The organism is Bordetella holmesii (assembly GCF_020735985.1).
GTDB classification, from domain to species: Bacteria; Pseudomonadota; Gammaproteobacteria; order Burkholderiales; family Burkholderiaceae_B; genus Bordetella; species Bordetella holmesii.
In genome coordinates, this window is sequence record NZ_CP085973.1 from 3,485,121 (window position 1) to 3,506,102 (window position 20,982).

A 20,982-nucleotide genomic window follows, 5' to 3' on the forward strand; every position below is an offset into this window, starting at 1 on the left:
CATCTCACTGCGCGCCTGTGCTTCGGCGTGTGCCGATCGCTGCGGGCCGGCGAGTTCGCAGGCTCGTGGCCCCCCCCCGCTCATTGCCGAGCCGCAACAGCCAGGCGCATGCCGCACCACTTGGCCGCTTCGGTGTTCTGACCCGAAGGTTTTGAATTGAGAGCGGCGTTGCAGGAGTGCGCAGCATGTTATCTACATTGATTTATCGCAGCCGTGCCATTGGGGCCATCGGCCCGCAAGCTTTGCAAGAACTTTTGGCCCTGGCCAAGCAGCGCAATGCGTCGCTGAGCGTTACCGGTATTTTGTTGTTCGACGGCATCCACTTCGTCCAGTTACTGGAGGGAAGTGACTACGCCGTGGCCGAGCTTTTGATGCCATACAGCGCGATCCTCGGCATGACAATGTCGTGCTTCTGATGCGAGACCAGGGGCCGTCGCGCCGCTTCGAAGGCGACTCGATGGCCCTGCTCGATCTGCGCAAGCTGAGGTCGCCCCAGGTCTCGTCCCTCATCCGCCAGAAGATGAACTCGCGGGCAAGGCTTGCCAGTAGCGATGATCGTGTGGTGAAGATCCTGGAGTGGTACGCCCTCTCGGCCGGAACCGGGCACATCATCGAGGGAGATGCCGCACACAACTGGCGATTTGTGGAGCATGAGTTGGCGTCGGCCCCGCCGGACGCGGATTTGCCCAGCTTGGAGTATCCATTCGCACTGCAACCCATCGTTGACCCGATGCGGCGTGAGATCACCTCCTTCGAGTTTTTGATTCGTAGTCAATCCGGAGGCTCGCCGGAACAGTTGTTCACCGGCTTGGCGCCGGCACAGCGCTATCTTGCGGATCTGGAGTCCAAGGCTTCGGCGTTTCAATTGGCGCGGCGCCTGAGCCTGGACGGGGTGAAGCTGTCGGTCAATCTGTTTCCGATGTCGTTGATCGGTGCCGTTTCAGCGGTGGACTGACCTGCTCCCCGTGATTAGTACGAAATCGATGTAGAGTCCGTTCCCAAAGGAATGGCAATGAAGAAACGATTTACGGAAGAGCAAATCATCGGCGTGCTCAAGGAAGCCGATGCAGGTGCCAAGCCCGCAGAGTTGTGCCGCAAGCACGGAATCTCCGAGGCAACGTACTACAACTGGAAGGCGAAGTTCGGTGGCATGACGGTGTCGGACGCTCAGAGGCTCAAGGAGCTGGAGCAGGAGAACAACAAGCTCAAGAAGCTGTTGGCCGAGTCGATGCTGGACAAGGCGGCGCTTCAGGATCTGCTAAGCCGAAAGTAGTCAGCCCGCAGGCCAAACGCGAGGCGGTCAGGACATTAATGACCGAGCGCAGCATGGGTGTTACCCGGGTCTGTGGGCTGGTAGGAATTTCGCGGTCGCTGTTTGCCTACGAGAGCACACGCTCAGGCGATGCTGCGCTGACCGAGCGCATGAAAGAGATGGCAGTGGCGAAACGACGCTACGGCTATCGGAGGATCCATGTGCTCTTACGTCGCGAAGGCTGGCAAGCAAATCACAAGCGAATCTGGCGGCTGTACAGTCTGGCAGGGTTAAGCGTGCGAAAACGAAAGCGTAAGCGAATCGCGGCGACCGAGCGCGTGGTTCGCCCAGCGGCAATCGCGCCGAATCAGAGTTGGTCAATGGACTTTGTGGCCGACGGCCTAGCCTATGGCCGCCGATTCCGCTGTTTGACTATCGTCGATGACTACACTCGCGAATGCCTGGCCATCGAGGTCGATACGTCGTTGCCGGGACTGCGTGTTGCCATGGTGCTGCAACGGCTGGCGGAGATGCGTGGCCTGCCGCGATCTATTACCGTGGACAACGGGCCAGAGTTCGCCGGAAGAGCCTTGGACGCCTGGGGGCCTACCAAGCAGGCGTAAAGCTGTCGTTTATTCGGCCGGGTAAGCCGGTGGAGAACGCTTATATCGAAAGTTTCAACGGCAAGTTCCGCGACGAATGCCTTAACGAGCACTGGTTCTTGTCCCTGCGACAGGCTAAAAGCTTGATCGAAAACTGGCGAGTCGAGTACAACACCGATCGGCCTCACAGCGCGCTCGGATATTTAACGCCGGCGCAATTCGTGCAGGCTCATCAGAAAGAAGGTCTTTTACCCCTGGGCTCTATGTCGGTGCCGTACTAAATCTGGGGGCAGGTCAAAGACATCCGCCCCCTGATCGAGCAGCAGCCTACCCGCTGCGAGGCCGATGGCCGGCACGTCGATACCGAGGGCTATACGGTCGAGGACTTCGGTTTGCCCTTGAATCTCATGCTGGCTTGCGGTGCGCGCTGGGTGCAGGGGGATGCCCGCGCCTGTCTGCGCCGGCTCGCGGCCGGCGCCTGACGGCTGCCTTCTCAGGCGGCCAGAACCGCCTCGGGCTGTGTGGCGCGTAGATGATCGGCCAGCTCCGCAATGGTCAGCGCCACCAGGCCGTGGGCGGCGGCATAGCGCTCCAGCGCGGCGCCGCGCATCATCGTGCCATCGGCATTCATGAGTTCGCACAGTACGCCAGCAGGCGGCAGGCCGGCCAGTCGGGCGAGGTCGACCGACCCTTCGGTGTGGCCGCGTCGCGCGAGCACGCCGCCGGCCTGGGCCCGCAAGGGAAACACATGGCCTGGGCTGACGACGTCGCCGGCCTGAGCACCGGGCGCGATGGCCGCGCGTATCGTGGTGACGCGGTCCACGGCCGATACGCCGGTGGACACGCCGCTGGCCGCTTCGATGGACACCGTGAACGCGGTGGCGTAGCGGCTCTGGTTACGTTGCACCATGGGGGCCAGCTCCAGTTTATCCAGCGTCTGGCCGGGCAGGCACAGGCAGACGATGCCACTGCCATCGCGGATCAGTTGGGCCATGACGGGCACGGTCAGCTTGTCGGCGGCGACGATGAGATCCGCTTCGTTCTCGCGATCGAAATCATCCATGAGAATGATGGAACGGCCCAGGCGCAATTGATGCAGGGCGCGCTCGAAGCGCATAGCAAAGGGTTGGGCAAACAGCGGGGAAACGGTTTGATTGGACATTGAAACGCTCTCGCTAGAGTAAAGGGGCGAAAAACGTTTCAGGGCTACGACAGCCAAACGCAATACCGCCAGGACGCAGTCCCGAGCGGGTTGGGCCGGCACATCTTCTTGCATCCGGACTATGACCGTCGGCCCTGGCATCTCACCAGATCTGCTGACCCCGGCTCATGCCGGGCGCTCGCGGGCTCGCCGCATTGCGCGGCATACCGCCGGTGGGGAGTTTCACCCCGCCCTGAAGACGTACTGCAATGCCGTGTTTTCAGGACACGGCTGCGCAGATTGTACGCCGCTGGGCGCGCGAGGAAAGCATAACCATATGACCGGCTGCCGCGTGCTGCGGCGGCACCCGGATCAGGCCGGATCGGCCGCCTTTTTCTTGCCCGTTTTCTTTTGGTTCATCGAGGAATACCGGGGAATGCAGACCGGATCTTGAGGAAGAAGTACTCCTGATCGCGGTAGCCGTAGGCGCGGCGCTTGATGACTTTGATGGTGTTGTTGATGCCCTCGACGATGCTGGTGTTGAGCCGGTGGCGACAGCGAGACAGAATCCCGTGCAGATAGGCTTTTAGCTTGAGCGCGAAGTGAGCCAAGGCGGCGATGCCGCTGCCCTGAGCCTGTTGCAGCCAGTGATCCCATGCCTGGCGGGCGTAGCCGGGGTGTTGGTAGAACCACAGCTGTTTGAGCTCATCGCGCATCAGATAAGCGGTGAGCAAGGGCTGGTTGGCCTGGAGCAACTCGTCCAACTTTACCGATTGGCACGGATCGAGGTTTTTGCGATTGCGCAGCAGTAGCCAGCGACTGGACTTGATCACCCGGCGGGCCGGCTTGTCGTGCCGCAACTGGTTCGCTTGGTCTACACGCACCCGGTCTATCACTTCACGGCCGTACTTGGCCACGACGTGGAACAGGTCGTAGACGATCTCGGCGTTGGGGCAGTTGGCCTGGATCTCCAGCTCATAGGCCGTCGTCATGTCGATCGCTACGGCCCGGATCTGCTGGGCAACTCCTGTTGGCAGTTGTTCGAAGAAGGCTCTGGCCGTCTCGCGCGAGCGGCCATCACCGATCCATAGCACCTGACGGCGGATCGGATCGACAACGACCGTGGCATAACGATGGCCCTTGTGTAGAGCGAACTCGTCCATCGCTAGGTAGTGGATCTGGCTCCAGTCCGGCTCTTGGATCGCCCGTCGCAGCAGGGCCTTGTCCAGCGCCTTGACCGTGTGCCAACCCAGTTGGAAGAAGCGCGCCACGGCCAGAATGTTGCTGGACTCAAGCAACTGGCTGACCGCCTCGGCCAGCCGGTCGGTCACTCGCTGGTAACGGCCCAGCCAGCTCAGCCTCTCCAGATGCGGTCCACCGCACTGCTCGCACCAGACCCGCCGACGCGGCACTACCAGCGTCACTCGCAGCGCCATTAGCGGCAGATCCCGCACCCGGCGCGTGGTCGTCTCATGCACCTGCCGACATCGGTTGCCGCAGTGCTCGCAGTGCATCGTTCGCGCTGAAGGCTTCAGGTAAATCGTGACCGTCCGGCTCTCACCTTCAGGCCACACGACCCGCTCCACCCGATAACCTTCCCACCCACCCAACCTCTCGATCGTCTTGCGGTCCAGCATGATCCCGGCCTTGATCCTTGAAAAATCAAGGATCAAGCGTAACGGCAATCAAGCACGGCTCCACGCTATTCCGCGATGAACCTTTCTTTTTGGGCAGCGCGAGCATGGTGCCGCGACAGTTTTCCGTGCCGCACCGGCACCCATAGCCCTGCTTGAGCGCTTTGGTGATCCTGCCGTCGAGCACTAGCCCATAGTCATAGGACAGTTCTTCGCCGCGGGAGATGTCGCGCAACGCCACGATGTAGACGCGCTTGCCGTGGCGGCCCTCCTGCGCTTCGCAGTTGGGTGTGCAGGAGTGATTGATCCAGCGCGCATCGTTGCCCTGATCTCCACCATCGATGACTTTGCCCGAGCTCAAGGCAAAGAAAAAGGTATGAAAAGGATCGTCGGGATTGGTCGGGTGGCGCCGATCGGCCTCGGCAGCGCTGATGCGTTGGCCGCCATACTCGATGATGCGCGTGCCAGCCGGGATCTTGCGCGCGGCGAACACGCCATTGCCATGCAGCTTGGAGCGGCGCACGGCGTACCAGGGTTTTACGGTCTCGATGGTCATGGAGTCGGGGCTTGTTTTGCAGGAGGCAGCGAAAGTGCGACAAAGCGCAGGGCATTATATCGACCGCATCAAGACAGGCGTATAGTGGGCGCCCGTCCTGTCTGCTCCGTTGTTTCATGATTGTCCGCCCGCGTCCTTCAGCACTGGCCCTGCTCTTCATTCTGCGCGGCTCCGTGCTGCCACGCATCGCAGGCAAACTGCTTTTCATGATCGTGGCAGGTTGCATCATTGCGGCGATCCATGCGGCCGGCTACTTCAACCCCGGGCATCTGAGCGCGGTTCCATTTTCGCTGTTCGGCCTGGCGCTGTCGGTGTTTCTGGGCTTTCGCAACAACGTCTGTTATGACCGTTGGTGGGAAGCCCGCAAGCAATGGGGCGAACTCATCGTGCAGTTGCGCGCATTGTCGCGCGAAACCCGCGTCGCCTGGGATACGCCGTTGCCGGTGGAAGACGCCGACGTGCAGCGCCAGATCCGACGCCTCATCGCTTTCCCGCATGCGCTGGCTGCCCGCCTGCGTCAGCAAAGTGAGATCGATGCCGTCAGGCCTTGGCTGGATACCGGTGATCTCGCCAGGCTCGAGGGCCGCCGCAATGTGCCGGACGCCCTGCTCGGTCTGGTCAGTCAGACCTATCGCGAGGCGCTGAGAGCAGGACGTTTCGGCGAGGTGATCTATCAGGGCCTGATGCTTCGTCTGGCAGCCTGCGGTGCCGTGCAGGCAGCCTGCGAACGTATCCGTTTTACGCCCACCCCCTTTGCCTACTCATTGCTGCTGCATCGCACCGCCTGGATTTTCTGTCTGCTGCTGCCGTTTGGGCTGGTCGGCACATTGGGCAGCATCATGCCGCTGGCCGTGGCCATCATCGCCTACACGTTTTTTGGCTTGGATGCCCTGGGTGACGAGCTGGAGGAGCCTTTCGGGCTCGATGACAACGACCTGCCCCTCAATGCCATGGCACGCCTTACGGCCATCGACCTTCTCGAGAGCATGGGCCAGACCGAGCTGCCCGAGCCGCTGGTCCCGCAGCGCTATCAGCTGGACTGAGCCGGCGGCAGGTTCAATGGCAGGCGGGCCTCCTTGAGACTGCGCAGCACGAAGCCGGATTTGCTGTGGCGAATGCCCGGAATCCGGTAGAGACGCTCGCGCAGCAGGCGTTCGTAGTCGCGCGTGTCGCGCACCGCGATGCGAATGTAATAGTCATAGTCGCCCGAGACCAGAAAGGCTTCCAGCACTTCCGGGATTTCGGCCAGTGCCCGTCCGAATTCGTAGAGCGTCTCTTCGCTGTGGTTCTCGAGCGTGACGTGGACGATGACCGTGTCGGTGTAGCCCAGCTTGGCCGGATCCAGGTCGACGGTATAGCCGCGGATGACGCCGGCGGTTTCCATGCGCTTGATGCGGTTCCAGCAGGGGGTCGAGGACAGTCCGACGGCTTGTCCGATATCGGTCAGATTGGCGCGCGCATTGTCCTGCAAGGCCTTGAGAATGGCCAGATCGAATTTGTCCAGATTCATTTTCTTTGAATCGACATTTAAAAGGATAAGTTTACTTCTAATTGCCGAAGTCTGTGGAAAAGAAGATAAAAATTCTGCCGAAAGTCCCATAAGATGGTGGCATGAATGATCGCCTCCACGCCCAGGCCCTCGCCGCTCTCGACACCGCTGACGCTGTCGTGCCCCCTGCTCCTTCCAGCGCCGTCAACGGCGCCCAGATTCTGTTGCAGACGTTGATCGATCTGGGGGTGGATACGGTCTTTGGTTACCCCGGGGGGGCGGTGTTGCCGCTCTACGATGCGCTGCACGCCGAGCCGCGGCTGCGGCATGTCCTGGTGCGTCATGAGCAGGCGGCGGTCCATGCTGCGGAAGGCTATGCGCGTAGTACCGGTCGCACGGGGGTTGTCTTCGTCACGTCCGGCCCGGGCATGGCGAACACCACTTCCGGCTTGCTCGACGCCATGTGCGACTCCATCCCGGTGCTGTGCGTCAGCGGCCAGGTGGCTACCGGCGCCATTGGCACGGATGCCTTTCAGGAGTGCGATGCCATTGGCATTTCGCGGTCGGTCACCAAGTGGAACACGCAGATCCGGCGCTGCGAGGATGTAGCTGATGTGGTGGGCCGCGCTTTCACGCTCACGCGCCAAGGACGTCCTGGGCCCGTGCTGGTGGATTTTCCCAAAGATGTACAGTTGGCACGTCCCTGCGGCGAGCATATCGAGCCCAGCTCGGCTCAGGTCGCGGCGTTACGGGCCCGGCGCCAGGCGGGCAAAACGGCATTGCGTCTGCCTGCTGGCGCGTTGCGCCGCGCCGCGGCCATGATCGCCCAGGCGCGTCGGCCCGTTTTCTATGGCGGTGGCGGTCTGATCAATTCCGGCAGCCAGGCCTGCGAGGTTTTTACCGAGTTGGTGCGCAAGACGGGATCGCCCTGCACGTTGACGCTCATGGGGTTGGGGGCTTTTCCGGCGTCGGACCCGCAATTTGTCGGCATGCTGGGTATGCACGGCACGCTCGAGGCCAACCTCGCCATGCATCATGCCGATCTGGTGGTGTGTATCGGTGCGCGTTTCGATGATCGCATCACGGGCAAGCTGTCGGAATTCTGCCCCCATGCACGCAAGATCCATGTGGATATCGATCCTGCGTCGATCAACAAGGTGGTGCGGGTGGATGCCGCGCTGGTAGGAGACTGCCTGCCCATGCTGCAGGCGCTGAGCGCCGAACTGGATGCGCTGTCGATGCCAGCGCAACGCCTGACAGACTGGTGGCAGCGCATCGAGGGCTGGCGCAAGCGCGATTGCCTGGCCTGGCCTGGCCTGGCAGCCCCAGCCCGACGCCATTTTGCCTCAGCAACTGATGGCCCGGCTCAACGCCGCGCTGAGTGCCCGCGATGCCATCGTATCGACCGACGTGGGCCAGCATCAGATGTGGGCTGCGCAATACCTGCGTTTTGACCGGCCGGGCCATTGGCTGACGTCGGGCGGAGCCGGCACCATGGGATATGGCCTGCCGGCAGCCATCGGCGCGCAGATCGCACACCCGGACAAGACGGTGGTGTGCGTCAGCGGCGACGCCTCGGTGCTCATGAACATCCAGGAGTTGTCCACCGCGATGCAGCACTGCGCGCCAGTCAAGGTGGTGCTGTGCAACAACGGTTATATGGGAATGGTGCGGCAGTGGCAGGAGCTGATCCATGGGGGGCGCTACAGCCACAGCTACAACGCCTCCTTGCCGGATTTCGTCGCCCTGGCGCGTGCCTTCGGCTGGGGGGCGGCCCGGGTGGAGCATCCGGATGAGTTGGATGCCGCACTGGCTCAATGACTGGCCCACGATGGGCCGTTCTTTCTGGACGTCACCGTCGCGGCTCAGGAGAACTGCTTTCCGATGATGCCCGCGGGCGAAGGCCATCATCGCATGATGCTGGCCAGCGGCAAGTGGTTCGAGGAGTGAGCAGCCCGGCCGGGCGCGATGCCCGGCTCCGGACTTACACGCAACGCCCGCCGTCGACCTCCAGGCATGTGCCCGTGATGAAGGCCGCTTCGTCAGAGGCCAGATAAAGGCAGGCGTTGGCGATGTCCTGCGGGGTCGAGAAGCGACCCAGCGGGATGGTGCCCAGGAATCGCTTGCGGTTCTCCGGCGTGTCGGGCACGCCCATGAAATCCGCCAGCAGACCCGTCGCACCAATGACGGGGTTGACGCAATTCACACGGATGTTGTCCGGGCCTAGTTCGGCCGCCATGGACTTGCTGGTCGTGACGACGGCGCCCTTGCTGCCGTTGTACCAGGTCAGACCCGGACGCGGCCGGATGGCGGCCGTCGATGCAATGTTGATGAAGGAGCCGCCGCCATGGGCGCGAAAGTGCGGCACCATGTGTTTGGCCGTCAGGAAGATGCTCTTGACGTTGATGGCATAAATGCGGTCGAACTCTTCTTCTTCGACCTCCAGCATGGGGCGGTTGCGATGCGTGGTGCCGGCGTTGTTGACCACCGTATCCAATCCGCCGAACGCCTTGATCGTGGCCGCCAGCAGCGCGGCGACGTCGTCGCTGCGCGAGACGTCGGCGCGTACGAAGACCGCACGTCCGCCGGCGTTGTTGATTGCTTCTGCCACACGCTTGCCACCGGCTTCATTGATATCGGCGACCACGACGTTGGCGCCCTCACGCGCGAACGTCGTGGCGATGCCTTTGACCTGCTCCCCGTGATTAGTACGAAATCGATGTAGAGTCCGTTCCCAAAGGAATGGCAATGAAGAAACGATTTACGGAAGAGCAAATCATCGGCGTGCTCAAGGAAGCCGATGCAGGTGCCAAGCCCGCAGAGTTGTGCCGCAAGCACGGAATCTCCGAGGCAACGTACTACAACTGGAAGGCGAAGTTCGGTGGCATGACGGTGTCGGACGCTCAGAGGCTCAAGGAGCTGGAGCAGGAGAACAACAAGCTCAAGAAGCTGTTGGCCGAGTCGATGCTGGACAAGGCGGCGCTTCAGGATCTGCTAAGCCGAAAGTAGTCAGCCCGCAGGCCAAACGCGAGGCGGTCAGGACATTAATGACCGAGCGCGTGGTTCGCCCAGCGGCAATCGCGCCGAATCAGAGTTGGTCAATGGACTTTGTGGCCGACGGCCTAGCCTATGGCCGCCGATTCCGCTGTTTGACTATCGTCGATGACTACACTCGCGAATGCCTGGCCATCGAGGTCGATACGTCGTTGCCGGGACTGCGTGTTGCCATGGTGCTGCAACGGCTGGCGGAGATGCGTGGCCTGCCGCGATCTATTACCGTGGACAACGGGCCAGAGTTCGCCGGAAGAGCCTTGGACGCCTGGGCCTACCAAGCAGGCGTAAAGCTGTCGTTTATTCGGCCGGGTAAGCCGGTGGAGAACGCTTATATCGAAAGTTTCAACGGCAAGTTCCGCGACGAATGCCTTAACGAGCACTGGTTCTTGTCCCTGCGACAGGCTAAAAGCTTGATCGAAAACTGGCGAGTCGAGTACAACACCGATCGGCCTCACAGCGCGCTCGGATATTTAACGCCGGCGCAATTCGTGCAGGCTCATCAGAAAGAAGGTCTTTTACCCCTGGGCTCTATGTCGGTGCCGTACTAAATCTGGGGGCAGGTCACCTTCGCCAAACCCCGAACCGGCGCCGGTTACGATGGCGGTTTTTCCTTGCAGATGCATGTCGTCTCCTCGTTGTGAGTCAGTCGTGCTTGATGGCGATGGTCTTGAGTACGGTAAAACTGTAGAGCGCCTCGAACCCTTTCTCGCGCCCATGGCCGCTGGCCTTGACGCCGCCAAATGGCAGCTCCACGCCGCCGCCGGCGCCGTAATTGTTGATGAAGACCTGGCCGCTGCGGATCTTGCGTGCCAGCCGAAGCTGACGGGCTCCGTCGCGAGTCCAGATGCTGGCAGCCAGGCCGTATTGCGTGGCGTTTGCAATGCGTATGGCGTCGGCGTCGTCATCGAAAGGAATGGCCACCAGTACAGGTCCGAATATCTCTTCCTGAGCCAGCAGGTGATCAACCGGCACATTCGACAGCAGCGTGGGCGCCTGGAAGTAGCCGTCGGCACCATCGATTACGGTGCCTTGTGCGGCCGTGGCGATGCCGTCGGCTTCGGCCTGACGCAGAAAGCTTTGCACGCGTTCGAGCTGGCTCTTGCGAATCAGGGGGCCGCAATCCAGATCCAGGCCGGCAGGCCCGGCGCGCAAGGCCGAGAAGGCCTTCGACAGCCGCTGCATGACCTCGTCGTAGATGCTGCGCTGGATCAGGATCCGGCTGCCTGCCGAGCATGTCTGGCCGGCGTTTTGCACGATGGCGTTGACGGCGACCGGAATCAGGGCATCGAGGTCGGCGTCGGCGAAGACGATTTGCGGCGACTTGCCTCCCAATTCCAGCGTGGCCGGAACGTGGTTCTCGGCAGCGGTCTGCGTCACGAGGATGCCCACGCGCGGCGAGCCCGTAAAGGAAATGTGATCGATGCCCGCGTGGCGCGCCAGTGCATCGCCGGCTTCGTGGCCATACCCGGTAATGATGTTCAGTGCGCCAGGCGGCAGGCCGACATCGGCGGCCAGTTCGGCCACGCGCAGCAGCGACAGGCAGGCGTCTTCGGCGGGCTTGACCACGCAGGCATTGCCCGCGGCCAGCGCGCCGCCGACGCTGCGGCCGAAGATCTGCAGCGGGTAGTTCCTGGGGACGATGTGGCCGGTCACGCCGTGCGGTTCGCGCAGCGTCAGCACGGTATAGCCGTTCTGGTAGGGAATGGATTCGCCCATCAGTTTGTCTGCCGCACCGCCGTAGAACTCGAAGTAGCGTGCGATGGCGGTGACGTCGGCGCGTGCCTGCTTGATTGGCTTGCCGCAGTCGCGTGACTCGATCTGGGTGAGCTCGTCGTGATGTTCGAGAATCTTCAGCGACAAGGCCAGCAGGATGCGGCCACGCTCGGCGGCAGACATGCTGCCCCAGGCGCCTTCGTAGGCCCGCCGCGAAGACTGCACTGCACGGTCGATATCGGCGGCGTTGCCGCGTGCGATCTGCTCGAAAACCACGCCGGTGGAGGGATCGACGACGTCGATGGAGTCTTGCGTCGAACCGGCGACAAACCGGTTGTCGATGAAATGCTGCTTCATGCCTGTCCACCCTTTTTAGAAGAATATTGAGAAAAAGCCACAGCAGGATCAAAGCATCGCTGCCGCCAGAAGCTGGCGGCCAACCGCCTCAGAACTGGATCGAAAGCCCCCCGTCGACGGCCAGCACCTGGCCGTTGATGTAAGCGGCCGCGGGCGATGCCAGAAAGACGGCCGCACCGGCGATTTCATGCGGTTGGCCCCAGCGCCCCATGGGATTGCGCGCGGCCATGCGGGGCCCCGCGATGGGGTCGTTGACCATGGCCGCATTCGTTTCGGTGGCAAAGGTTCCTGGGGCGACCGCGTTGCTCGTGATGCCAGCGGCGCCGAACTCGGCTGCCAGCGCACGCATCATGCCCGTCAAACCCTGTTTGGCCGCGGGGTAGACCGCGTCGCCGGTGCGGGCGAGTTCGCCGGCGACCGATGTGATGGCGATCAGGCGGCCATTGCCCTGGCGCACCATGCGCTCGGCGGCGAGCTTGGCCAGCATGATGCCGGCGACCAGATCGGTGTCGATGAGCTCGCGGATCTGCACCAGGTCCAGCTCGCGCAGAGTTTTGCGGTTGCGCGCACCGACGTTGTTGACAAGGATGTCCAGTCGTCCGTGGCACGCATCGATCTGCGAGAAGGCTTGCTGCATGGCCTCTGCGTCGGCCACGTCAAAGGGCAGTGCCGAGGCGGCCATGCCGCGCTCGCGCAATTGGCGTGCGGCGGCCTCGGCGGCCGGTGCCGTGCGGCCATTGATGAGCACGTGTGCGCCGCTGCCGGCCATCGCGCAAGCGATCTCCCAGCCCAAGCCCCTGGCCGAACCGGTAATCAAGGCCACTTGGCCAGACAGCGAGAACTGCTGCAGATAGGACTGCGAGGGTGATGGTGTTGAGGCGGACATCATTCGCGGAATTCAGGGGCCCAATGCAGCAGTCTACGCTCTAACCACGTGACGCAATAGACCAGCAAAATGCCAACCACCGATAGCAGGGTCACCGCGGCGAACATGTCCGTGGCATTGCGTGTAGCCAGCGCGGTAATCATCAGATAACCCATACCGGTAGTCGAGCCGACGAACTCGGCCAGTACCACACCGATCAACGCGAAGCTGATCGCGTTGGGCAGCGAAGCGAATGTCCAGGCCGCTGCTCACACCGACGGCCAGTCCGACGAGCGTAGCCTGCAGGGTGAGCCATAGATGCGGCCAGACCGATTGCGGCCCGGGCTGCAGCCACTGCCAAAGGCGCACGGCCACACGTGAAGGCTGACTGATGAAGAACGGATCGAAAAGCGTGTTCTGTACAAACCACGGAATGCGGGTCAAGCCCTCCCAGGCCCCCAGGATGATGGCGAGGATCAGGACCTGCCAGGCGGTAATACGCAGACGGCGCGAGACAGCGTGGCGGCGCTCCTGCCGCAGGTATTGCGTTGCCGCGGGAGAGGCTGTGGCGGGATGTGTCATCAGGCAGCTTTATGCGGCAGCGCGGAATTGCTGGCCCAGTACGGCCCACAGGCTTTGTACGTGGGCGGTGAATTGAGGCGTCTCGCGCAAGGTGAAAACATCGCGGGGATGTTCGATGATGATGCGTTCGTCGAGGAGCACGCGGCTCGGTGGGCCCGAGAGCACGATGACGCGATCCGACAGCGTGATGGCCTCATCAAGATCGTGGGTCACCATGACGATGGTTTGGCCAAGGCTGCGCCAGATCTCGCCCAGCTCGCGGTGCAGATGGGTCTTGGTATGGGTGTCCAGCGCGCCAAAAGGCTCATCGAGCAGGAGAATGCGCGGTTCCACGGCCAAGCTCATCAGCAAGGCCACGCGGCGGCGCATGCCGTCGGAGAGTTGGTGCGGATAGGCGTGCGCGAAGTCTTCCAGGTGGCCCAGTTCCAGCAGGCGCTTGACGCGTGCGGCGATTTCGTCGGCGCGCACACCCATGAAATCCAGCCCCAGTGCGACGTTCTTGCTGACGGTATACCAAGGCAGCAGTGTGTCTTTCTGGAAGATGTATCCCAGCCGCGGCGGCACTTTACCCTGCACAAGCTGGCCGTCGACATGGATCCGCCCGCTCGACGGCGGCAGAAAGCCGGCCATCATGTTCAACAGCGTGCTTTTGCCGCAGTCGGACGGACCAACGATGGAGACGAACTCGCCCTGCTCGATGTCGAGGCTGACATCGCCGACGGCATGCGTGCTGCCCTGCCGGCCGTGATAGACCTTGCCGACATGCTCGAGCCGTATCATCAGAGGCCCCTGGCCTTGCGCACGAAGCTCATGTCCACGCACAGCGAGTACGGCGCGCGCTTGAGTTCTTCGTTGGAGAATTGCCGGCCGTCGCCCATGATGCCCAGCAGGCGTGCATAGGCGTCTTCGGTGATGAGGTTGTCCTTCAGGAACACGCTGTTCTGATAGACACCGATCGTTTTTTCGATGGCCGCGCGCGGAAAGGCGTTGAGGTAGTCGGCGTAGATGGCGTCGGTCACTTCCGCGGCGCTGTGCGTGCTGATGAAGTCCTGGGCCTTGACCAGCGCGCTGACGAAGGCCTGTACCACTTCGGGACGGCGCTCGACGGTATCGCGCAGCGTCAGCGCGGCAATGCCGGGCACGTCACCACCCATGAAGGCCTGCCAGGAGGCATCGGTGGTCGCATCGAAAATCGGCACGCCCCAGCCTTCCGCCTTGGCCTGCTCCATCATGGACATGGTGGCCATGCTGGCCGAGACCGATCCGGTCTTCAAGGCGCCCAGCATCGTGGCCAGATCTCCTAGCGGACGGATATCCACTTTGTCGCCCACGCCGGCCTTCTGCATCAGATAGACCGCCATGAGCCAGGTGCTCGATTGCGGCTGCGTCGCGCCCATGCGCTTGCCGGCCAAATCTTTCAGTTCACGTACCTTGCCGCTGTCGTAGTCTTCTTTGCGTACGATCACATTGGCATAGGTGAGTTTGCGGTCGAAGCCGAAGATCAACGTCGCCGGCTTACCCGCCAGCGTCAGCGCGGGTGCGGCAGTGGCGGCGGTGGCGGCGGTGGCACCGAACAGGATCTGGCCGGCGGCCAGCAATTGGTTGGTGCGCGGGCCGCTCTGGGAATTGAGGTACTCCACGTCCAGGCCGTTGGCGCCGAAATAGCCTTTTTTCAAGGCGACATAGCCCGCGGTGAAGAAAGGATCGATGCTGCCCTGGCCGTAGACGGCTTTGCCGAGCCGGGGCTGCGCCAGCGCGGGTAGCCCGATGAGCGATGTGGCGGCCGCGCCGGCCAGCAACTGTCGGCGGGTCAGCCCATGAGACGGAGAAGTCATGTCGTCCTCGTTATTTTGTGATGGCGTAGCGGGTGCCGCCAACGATACATCAGTCATCGGCAGACGGAAAAAAAAGGTTCATCGAGGAATACCGGGGAATGCAGACCGGATCTTGAGGAAGAAGTACTCCTGATCGCGGTAGCCGTAGGCGCGGCGCTTGATGACTTTGATGGTGTTGTTGATGCCCTCGACGATGCTGGTGTTGAGCCGGTGGCGACAGCGAGACAGAATCCCGTGCAGATAGGCTTTTAGCTTGAGCGCGAAGTGAGCCAAGGCGGCGATGCCGCTGCCCTGAGCCTGTTGCAGCCAGTGATCCCATGCCTGGCGGGCGTAGCCGGGGTGTTGGTAGAACCACAGCTGTTTGAGCTCATCGCGCATCAGATAAGCGGTGAGCAAGGGCTGGTTGGCCTGGAGCAACTCGTCCAACTTTACCGATTGGCACGGATCGAGGTTTTTGCGATTGCGCAGCAGTAGCCAGCGACTGGACTTGATCACCCGGCGGGCCGGCTTGTCGTGCCGCAACTGGTTCGCTTGGTCTACACGCACCCGGTCTATCACTTCACGGCCGTACTTGGCCACGACGTGGAACAGGTCGTAGACGATCTCGGCGTTGGGGCAGTTGGCCTGGATCTCCAGCTCATAGGCCGTCGTCATGTCGATCGCTACGGCCCGGATCTGCTGGGCAACCCCAGTTGGCAGTTGTTCGAAGAAGGCTCTGGCCGTCTCGCGCGAGCGGCCATCACCGATCCATAGCACCTGACGGCGGATCGGATCGACAACGACCGTGGCATAACGATGGCCCTTGTGTAGAGCGAACTCGTCCATCGCTAGGTAGTGGATCTGGCTCCAGTCCGGCTCTTGGATCGCCCGTCGCAGCAGGGCCTTGTCCAGCGCCTTGACCGTGTGCCAACCCAGTTGGAAGAAGCGCGCCACGGCCAGAATGTTGCTGGACTCAAGCAACTGGCTGACCGCCTCGGCCAGCCGGTCGGTCACTCGCTGGTAACGGCCCAGCCAGCTCAGCCTCTCCAGATGCGGTCCACCGCACTGCTCGCACCAGACCCGCCGACGCGGCACTACCAGCGTCACTCGCAGCGCCATTAGCGGCAGATCCCGCACCCGGCGCGTGGTCGTCTCATGCACCTGCCGACATCGGTTGCCGCAGTGCTCGCAGTGCATCGTTCGCGCTGAAGGCTTCAGGTAAATCGTGACCGTCCGGCTCTCACCTTCAGGCCACACGACCCGCTCCACCCGATAACCTTCCCGCCCACCCAACCTCTCGATCGTCTTGCGGTCCAGCATGATCCCGGCCTTGATCCTTGAAAAATCAAGGATCAAGCGTAACGGCAATCAAGCACGGCTCCACGCTATTCCGCGATGAACCAAAAAAATGCCCGGCGAACCAGGCATTTCGGGTTAATACTGAGCCGATCAGCCGGCTGTTTTCTTGGCGGCCGCCTTTTTGACAGCGGTCTTGGTGGCTGTTTTCTTGACGGCTGTTTTCTTGGCGGGCGCTTTCTTGGCTGCCGTTTTGGCTGCCGTTTTGGTTGCTGTTTTGGTAGCCGTCTTAGCAGCTGTCTTGCCCGCCGTTTTGGCTGCGCCACGCGCCGGCTTGTCGCCGCGTGGCTCGAACTCGAATCCGATCTTGCCGTCAGGCTGGCGCACGAGGAAGGCCTTGAACTTACGATTCGTGCGGCTGGAGACGAAGCCGTCGAGCAGATCGCTGCGGCCGTCAGCCAGAAGCTTGCTCATTTGCTCGCGCGAGATCTCCTGTTGCAGGATGACCTTGCCGGAGCGGAAGTCGCAGGTCTTCTGCGGGCCGACGGACTTTTCGCAGACATAGCTCATGCCATGCTCGAAGACGCGGGCGGAGCACTTCGGGCACGCGCCGACAGGCGTATGGCCGCTGAAATCCACCGGCTCGTTGTCGTCTTCGTCGTTCTGGCCAAAGTCGAACTCGAGTTTGTATTCATCGCTGATGCGCAGGATGGCCGCAAACGGCCGGCCCATTTTGCTGATGAAGCCTTGCAGAGGACCGATTTCGCGTTTGGCCAGCAACTCTTCGACCTCGGGCAATTCGAAGGTGCGTCCGCCCGGATGCTTGCTGATCGAAAAATCGCATTGCGTGCAGGCAAAGCGACGATAGTTCTCCTTGACCACGCCGCCGCATTTCGGACATGGCGTTTGCAAAGTAGCGTAATCGCCGGGCACGGTATCGCGCTCGTATTCCTTGGCGCGCTTGACGATGACCTGCGTCATTTGCGCGATTTCGCGCATGAAAGCTTCGCGGTTCAGGCCGCCCTGCTCGATCTGCTTGAGCTTGTGCTCCCATTCGCCGGTCAGTTCGGGCGAGGTCAGTTCGGTGACGTCCAGACCCGAGAGCAGTGTCATGAGCTGGCGTGCTTTGGCCGTGGGCACCAGCTCACGGCCTTCGCGTCGCAGATAGCTTTCGTTGAGCAGGCCTTCGATGATGGCCGCGCGGGTCGCTGGCGTACCCAGACCGCGCTCGGACATGGCTTCGCGCAACTCTTCGTCGTCGACCAGCTTGCCCGCGCCTTCCATGGCCGATAGCAGCGTGGCTTCGTTGTAGCGTGCCGGCGGCTTGGTGGCCAGCGCCTCGGCGCGCACCTCTTCGGTACGTACGGTTTCCCCGTCGGCTACCGGCACCAGATTGGCGTCTTCGCCCTGAGCTTCCTTGCCATAGACGGCCAGCCAGCCGGGCGACACGAGGACCTTGCCGTCGGTTTTGAAGCGGTGGCCCTGCACTTGCGTCAGGCGGGTGGTGACCCGGTATTCGGCAGCCGGGAAGAACACGGCCAGAAAGCGCTTGAGGACCAGGTCGTAAATCTTGCCTTCGGCCTCGCTCAGATCATGCGGGATCTGCAGCGTCGGAATGATGGCAAAGTGATCCGACACCTTCTTGTTGTCGAAGATGCGGCGATTGGGCTTGACCCAGTCGTTGCTGACCACCGTGCCGGCATGGCGCGACAAGCCGCCGACGGCGTGCGAGCCGCCTTCGGCCAGGGCACGCATGGTTTGCCGCACGGTGTTGAGGTAATCCTCGGGCAGATAGCGGGAATCGGTACGCGGATACGTCAGGGCTTTGTGCCGCTCGTAAAGCGTCTGAGCCAGGGCCAGCGTGGTCTTGGCCGAGAAGCCGAAACGGCCGTTGGCCTCGCGCTGCAAGGAGGTCAGATCGTAGAGCGCCGGCGACATCTGGGTCGAAGGCTTGGACTCCTCGGTTACCTGGCCGGATTGCGCGCGGCAAGCGGCCACGACACTTTGTGCGGCGGCCTGCGACCACAGGCGGGATTCACGCTTTTCGGGGTCGCGCTCGTCCTTCTTGAAGTCCGGATCGATCCAGCGCCCTTCGTACAGCCCGGCGGCGGCCACGAAGGTGGCGTGCACCTCCCAGTAGTCACGCGAGACGAAGCTGCGGATGCGATTTTCGCGCTCGGCAACGATGGCCAGTGTCGGCGTTTGCACGCGGCCGACCGGGGTCTTGAAAAAGCCGCCGTCCTTGCTGTTGAAGGCCGTCATGGCGCGCGTGCCGTTGATGCCCACCAGCCAGTCGGCCTCGGCGCGCGAGCGGGCAGCGGCCTCCAGCGGCTTGAGTTGCACGTCGTCGCGCAGATTCTCGAACGCCTCACGGATGGCCGCCTGGGTCATGGATTGCAACCACAGACGCTGGATGGGTTTTTTTACACCGGCGTACTGGATGATGTAGCGAAAGATCAATTCGCCCTCGCGGCCCGCGTCACACGCATTGATGATGGCATCCACATCTTTGCGTTTGGCCAGCCGCACGAGCAGCTTGAGGCGCTCGGCGGATTTCTTGTCCGTCGGCCCCAGTTCGAAGGCCGGGGGGATCACCGGCAGGTGGGTGAAACTCCATTTACCCTTGACCGGGTCGTTGGGTGCCACCAGACTGAGCAAATGCCCGATACTGGAAGCCAGTACGTAACGTTCGCTTTCAAAATAGTCACCTTCGCGCGCAAAGCCTCCCAGGGCGCGTGATATATCCAGTGCTACCGAGGGTTTCTCGGCAATGATCAGCGTTTTGTTCATGAGTATCCAGTGGCGGCAGTCCCGCCTTAATTAGCGCGGATGATAAGAGGGGAGATTCGCGAGATGCAAGTCGGCACCACTCAACAAGCGGGATCGGAACTTCATGCATGGCGTCAATTTCTCGGTCGGACTACGCTTTGGCTGGCAGTTTTGCTGCTGGGCAGCGGGGTGATCTGCTGGGTAGCTGCCAACTGGCCCGGCATGACCGTCATTCGTCGTTTTACTCTGGCGCAAGGCCTTTTAACCATCTCGGTGCTGCTGAGTGTCTGGCTGGCTCTGCGCCTTCGGGGGACGGAACGCATGCGGCAACGCGCCGCGGGCGCCGTGCTCACGCTGTCCGGCCTGTTGCTGGGCGCCCTGCTGGCGCTACTTGGGCAAACCTACCAGACGGGCGCCGATACGTGGGAGCTTTTTGCCTGGTGGGCGGTGTTGATGCTGCCCTGGGCGCTGGCGGCCGGCACCCAGATACTTTGGTTGCTTTGGTGCCTGGTCGTCAATGCCGCACTGGCTCTGTGGATCGGTGAGCATCTGCTCGTGTGGTGGGAACAGCTATCCGACCCCGCTTTTATTGCGTTGGTCATGGCCCTGGCCAATCTCATCATGCTGGGCATTTGGGAGGCGGTGGTGCGCTGGCGCCACATCCAGACACGCGTGGGGCCGCGGGTATTGGCGTTTCTCGCCTTGACCGCCCTGGTGCTGCCCTTGCTGCTCGGCGATGTCTTCATTGGCGGACAGGGTAAGGTAACCGGACTAGCTGTGAAGATTCAATAGGTTGTATGCATGGTTCATCCGAACCGGATTTGAGAAACTGGAAATCGCCAACCCCCCAGTTCACTCAAGGAGCCCGGCCGGATGAACACCCATAAGCATGCCCGATTGACCTTCCTACGTCGCCTCGAAATGGTCCAGCAATTGATCGCCCATCAAGTTTGTGTGCCTGAAGCGGCCCGCGCCTATGGGGTCACCGCGCCGACTGTGCGCAAATGGCTGGGCCGCTTCCTGGCTCAGGGCCAGGCGGGCTTGGCCGATGCGTCCTCGCGCCCGACGGTCTCGCCCCGAGCGATTGCGCCGGCCAAGGCGCTGGCTATCGTGGAGCTGCGCCGCAAGCGGCTGACCCAAGTGCGCATCGCCCAGGCGCTGGGCGTGTCAGCCAGCACCGTCAGCCGCGTCCTGGCCCGCGCCGGTCTGTCGCACCTGGCCGACCTGGAGCCGGCCGAGCCGGTGGTGCGCTACGAGCATCAGGCCCCCGGCGATCTGCTGCACATCGACATCAAGAAGCTGGGACGTATCCAGCGCCCTGGCCACCGGGTCACGGGCAACCGACGCGATACCGTTGAGGGGGCCGGCTGGGACTTCGTCTTCGTGGCCATCGATGACCACGCCCGCGTGGCCTTCACCGACATCCACCCCGACGAGCGCTTCCCCAGCGCCGTCCAGTTCCTCAAGGACGCAGTGGCCTACTACCAGCGCCTGGGCGTGACCATCCAGCGCTTGCTCACCGACAATGGCTCGGCCTTTCGCAGCCGCGCCTTCGCCGCGCTGTGCCATGAGCTGGGCATCAAGCACCGCTTTACCCGACCTTACCGCCCACAGACCAATGGCAAGGCCGAACGCTTCATCCAGTCGGCCTTGCGTGAGTGGGCTTACGCTCACACCTACCAGAACTCCCAACACCGAGCCGATGCCATGAAATCCTGGCTACACCACTACAACTGGCATCGACCCCACCAAGGCATCGGGCGCGCTGTACCCATCTCCAGACTCAACCTGGACGAATACAACCTATTGACAGTTCACAGCTAGGCGTGCCGCCACAGCCAGATACGGACGAGGTGGC

At 62.3% G+C, this 20,982-nt stretch carries 16 protein-coding genes, 4 pseudogenes and 1 riboswitch; of the genes and pseudogenes, 8 read left to right on the forward strand and 12 right to left on the reverse strand.

Annotated features, from left to right (window positions below):
• Positions 1-185: 185 nt before the first annotated feature.
• The 3 genes and pseudogenes from LK440_RS16785 (at position 186) to LK440_RS16795 (ending at position 2,135) form a co-directional block, all read left to right on the forward strand.
• Complete coding sequence (locus tag LK440_RS16785; RefSeq protein WP_017685324.1) at positions 186-416, forward strand: BLUF domain-containing protein; 231 nt, start codon at positions 186-188, stop codon at positions 414-416.
• Positions 407-955, forward strand: coding sequence for an EAL domain-containing protein (locus tag LK440_RS16790; RefSeq protein ID WP_131285635.1), 549 nt, complete (start codon positions 407-409; stop codon positions 953-955). The genes LK440_RS16785 and LK440_RS16790 overlap by 10 nt, the downstream gene beginning before the upstream one ends.
• Positions 956-1,012: 57 nt before the next feature.
• A pseudogene (locus LK440_RS16795) lies at positions 1,013-2,135 on the forward strand (IS3 family transposase).
• Positions 2,136-2,347: 212 nt separating this feature from the next.
• Here LK440_RS16795 and ribB read toward each other — a convergent pair.
• The 3 genes from ribB to LK440_RS16815 form a co-directional block, all read right to left on the reverse strand.
• Positions 2,348-3,016, reverse strand: coding sequence for a 3,4-dihydroxy-2-butanone-4-phosphate synthase (ribB, locus tag LK440_RS16805; protein ID WP_005017154.1), 669 nt, complete (start codon positions 3,014-3,016; stop codon positions 2,348-2,350).
• Positions 3,017-3,114: 98 nt separating this feature from the next.
• Positions 3,115-3,260, reverse strand: a riboswitch (FMN riboswitch).
• Positions 3,261-3,411: 151 nt separating this feature from the next.
• Positions 3,412-4,632, reverse strand: a complete 1,221-nt coding sequence (locus tag LK440_RS16810; protein WP_005011985.1) for an ISL3 family transposase — start codon at positions 4,630-4,632, stop codon at positions 3,412-3,414.
• Between the two features lie 25 nt (positions 4,633-4,657).
• On the reverse strand, positions 4,658-5,185 hold the full coding sequence (locus tag LK440_RS16815; protein ID WP_005017145.1) for an SET domain-containing protein: 528 nt from the start codon (positions 5,183-5,185) through the stop codon (positions 4,658-4,660).
• Between the two features lie 116 nt (positions 5,186-5,301).
• On the opposite strand from LK440_RS16815, the gene LK440_RS16820 reads away from it, so the two are divergent.
• Positions 5,302-6,228 carry a bestrophin family protein gene (locus tag LK440_RS16820; RefSeq protein ID WP_005017142.1) on the forward strand — a complete coding sequence of 309 codons (927 nt, stop codon included), beginning with the start codon at positions 5,302-5,304 and terminating at the stop codon, positions 6,226-6,228.
• Here LK440_RS16820 and LK440_RS16825 read toward each other — a convergent pair.
• Complete coding sequence (locus tag LK440_RS16825) at positions 6,216-6,695, reverse strand: Lrp/AsnC family transcriptional regulator (protein WP_005017139.1); 480 nt, start codon at positions 6,693-6,695, stop codon at positions 6,216-6,218. The genes LK440_RS16820 and LK440_RS16825 overlap by 13 nt on opposite strands.
• A 101-nt stretch (positions 6,696-6,796) precedes the next feature.
• On the opposite strand from LK440_RS16825, the pseudogene ilvB reads away from it, so the two are divergent.
• Positions 6,797-8,624 (forward strand): annotated as a pseudogene (gene ilvB, locus LK440_RS16830) (biosynthetic-type acetolactate synthase large subunit).
• Positions 8,625-8,658: 34 nt separating this feature from the next.
• Here ilvB and LK440_RS16835 read toward each other — a convergent pair.
• Entirely contained in the window at positions 8,659-9,423 is a 765-nt protein-coding gene (locus LK440_RS16835; protein WP_101558050.1) for an SDR family oxidoreductase, read from the reverse strand.
• Here LK440_RS16835 and LK440_RS16840 point away from each other — a divergent pair.
• Positions 9,423-10,276, forward strand: a pseudogene (locus LK440_RS16840) (IS3 family transposase). The gene LK440_RS16835 and the pseudogene LK440_RS16840 overlap by 1 nt on opposite strands.
• A 94-nt stretch (positions 10,277-10,370) precedes the next feature.
• Here the strand turns inward: LK440_RS16840 and LK440_RS16845 are convergent.
• From LK440_RS16845 to LK440_RS16875, 7 genes and pseudogenes are all read right to left on the reverse strand, one after another.
• A complete protein-coding gene (locus tag LK440_RS16845) occupies positions 10,371-11,798 on the reverse strand; it encodes an aldehyde dehydrogenase family protein (RefSeq protein WP_005017132.1) in 1,428 nt (475 codons plus the stop codon).
• Between the two features lie 88 nt (positions 11,799-11,886).
• Positions 11,887-12,687, reverse strand: coding sequence for an SDR family oxidoreductase (locus LK440_RS16850; protein ID WP_005017130.1), 801 nt, complete (start codon positions 12,685-12,687; stop codon positions 11,887-11,889).
• A pseudogene (locus LK440_RS16855) lies at positions 12,684-13,245 on the reverse strand (ABC transporter permease). Before LK440_RS16855 ends, LK440_RS16850 begins: the two are co-directional and overlap by 4 nt.
• Before the next feature lie 9 nt (positions 13,246-13,254).
• The gene (locus LK440_RS16860; protein ID WP_005017126.1) at positions 13,255-14,025 is read right to left on the reverse strand and encodes an ABC transporter ATP-binding protein; all 771 of its coding nucleotides are present in this window, start codon (positions 14,023-14,025) and stop codon (positions 13,255-13,257) included.
• Positions 14,025-15,080, reverse strand: a complete 1,056-nt coding sequence (locus tag LK440_RS16865) for an ABC transporter substrate-binding protein (protein WP_005017123.1) — start codon at positions 15,078-15,080, stop codon at positions 14,025-14,027. The genes LK440_RS16860 and LK440_RS16865 overlap by 1 nt, the downstream gene beginning before the upstream one ends.
• 78 nt (positions 15,081-15,158) lie before the next feature.
• The gene (locus LK440_RS16870; protein ID WP_005017122.1) at positions 15,159-16,379 is read right to left on the reverse strand and encodes an ISL3 family transposase; all 1,221 of its coding nucleotides are present in this window, start codon (positions 16,377-16,379) and stop codon (positions 15,159-15,161) included.
• Positions 16,380-16,508: 129 nt separating this feature from the next.
• Positions 16,509-19,145: a DNA topoisomerase III gene (locus tag LK440_RS16875; protein ID WP_005017120.1), complete on the reverse strand. Its 2,637-nt coding sequence runs from the start codon at positions 19,143-19,145 to the stop codon at positions 16,509-16,511.
• Positions 19,146-19,208: 63 nt separating this feature from the next.
• Here LK440_RS16875 and LK440_RS16880 point away from each other — a divergent pair, with 63 nt between their 5' ends.
• Together LK440_RS16880 and LK440_RS16885 are read left to right on the forward strand one after the other, a co-directional pair.
• Entirely contained in the window at positions 19,209-19,916 is a 708-nt protein-coding gene (locus tag LK440_RS16880) for a DUF2157 domain-containing protein (protein WP_005017119.1), read from the forward strand.
• 81 nt (positions 19,917-19,997) lie between these two features.
• Positions 19,998-20,948, forward strand: coding sequence for an IS481-like element IS481 family transposase (locus LK440_RS16885; RefSeq protein ID WP_005016594.1), 951 nt, complete (start codon positions 19,998-20,000; stop codon positions 20,946-20,948).
• The last annotated feature ends 34 nt before the right edge of the window (positions 20,949-20,982 follow it).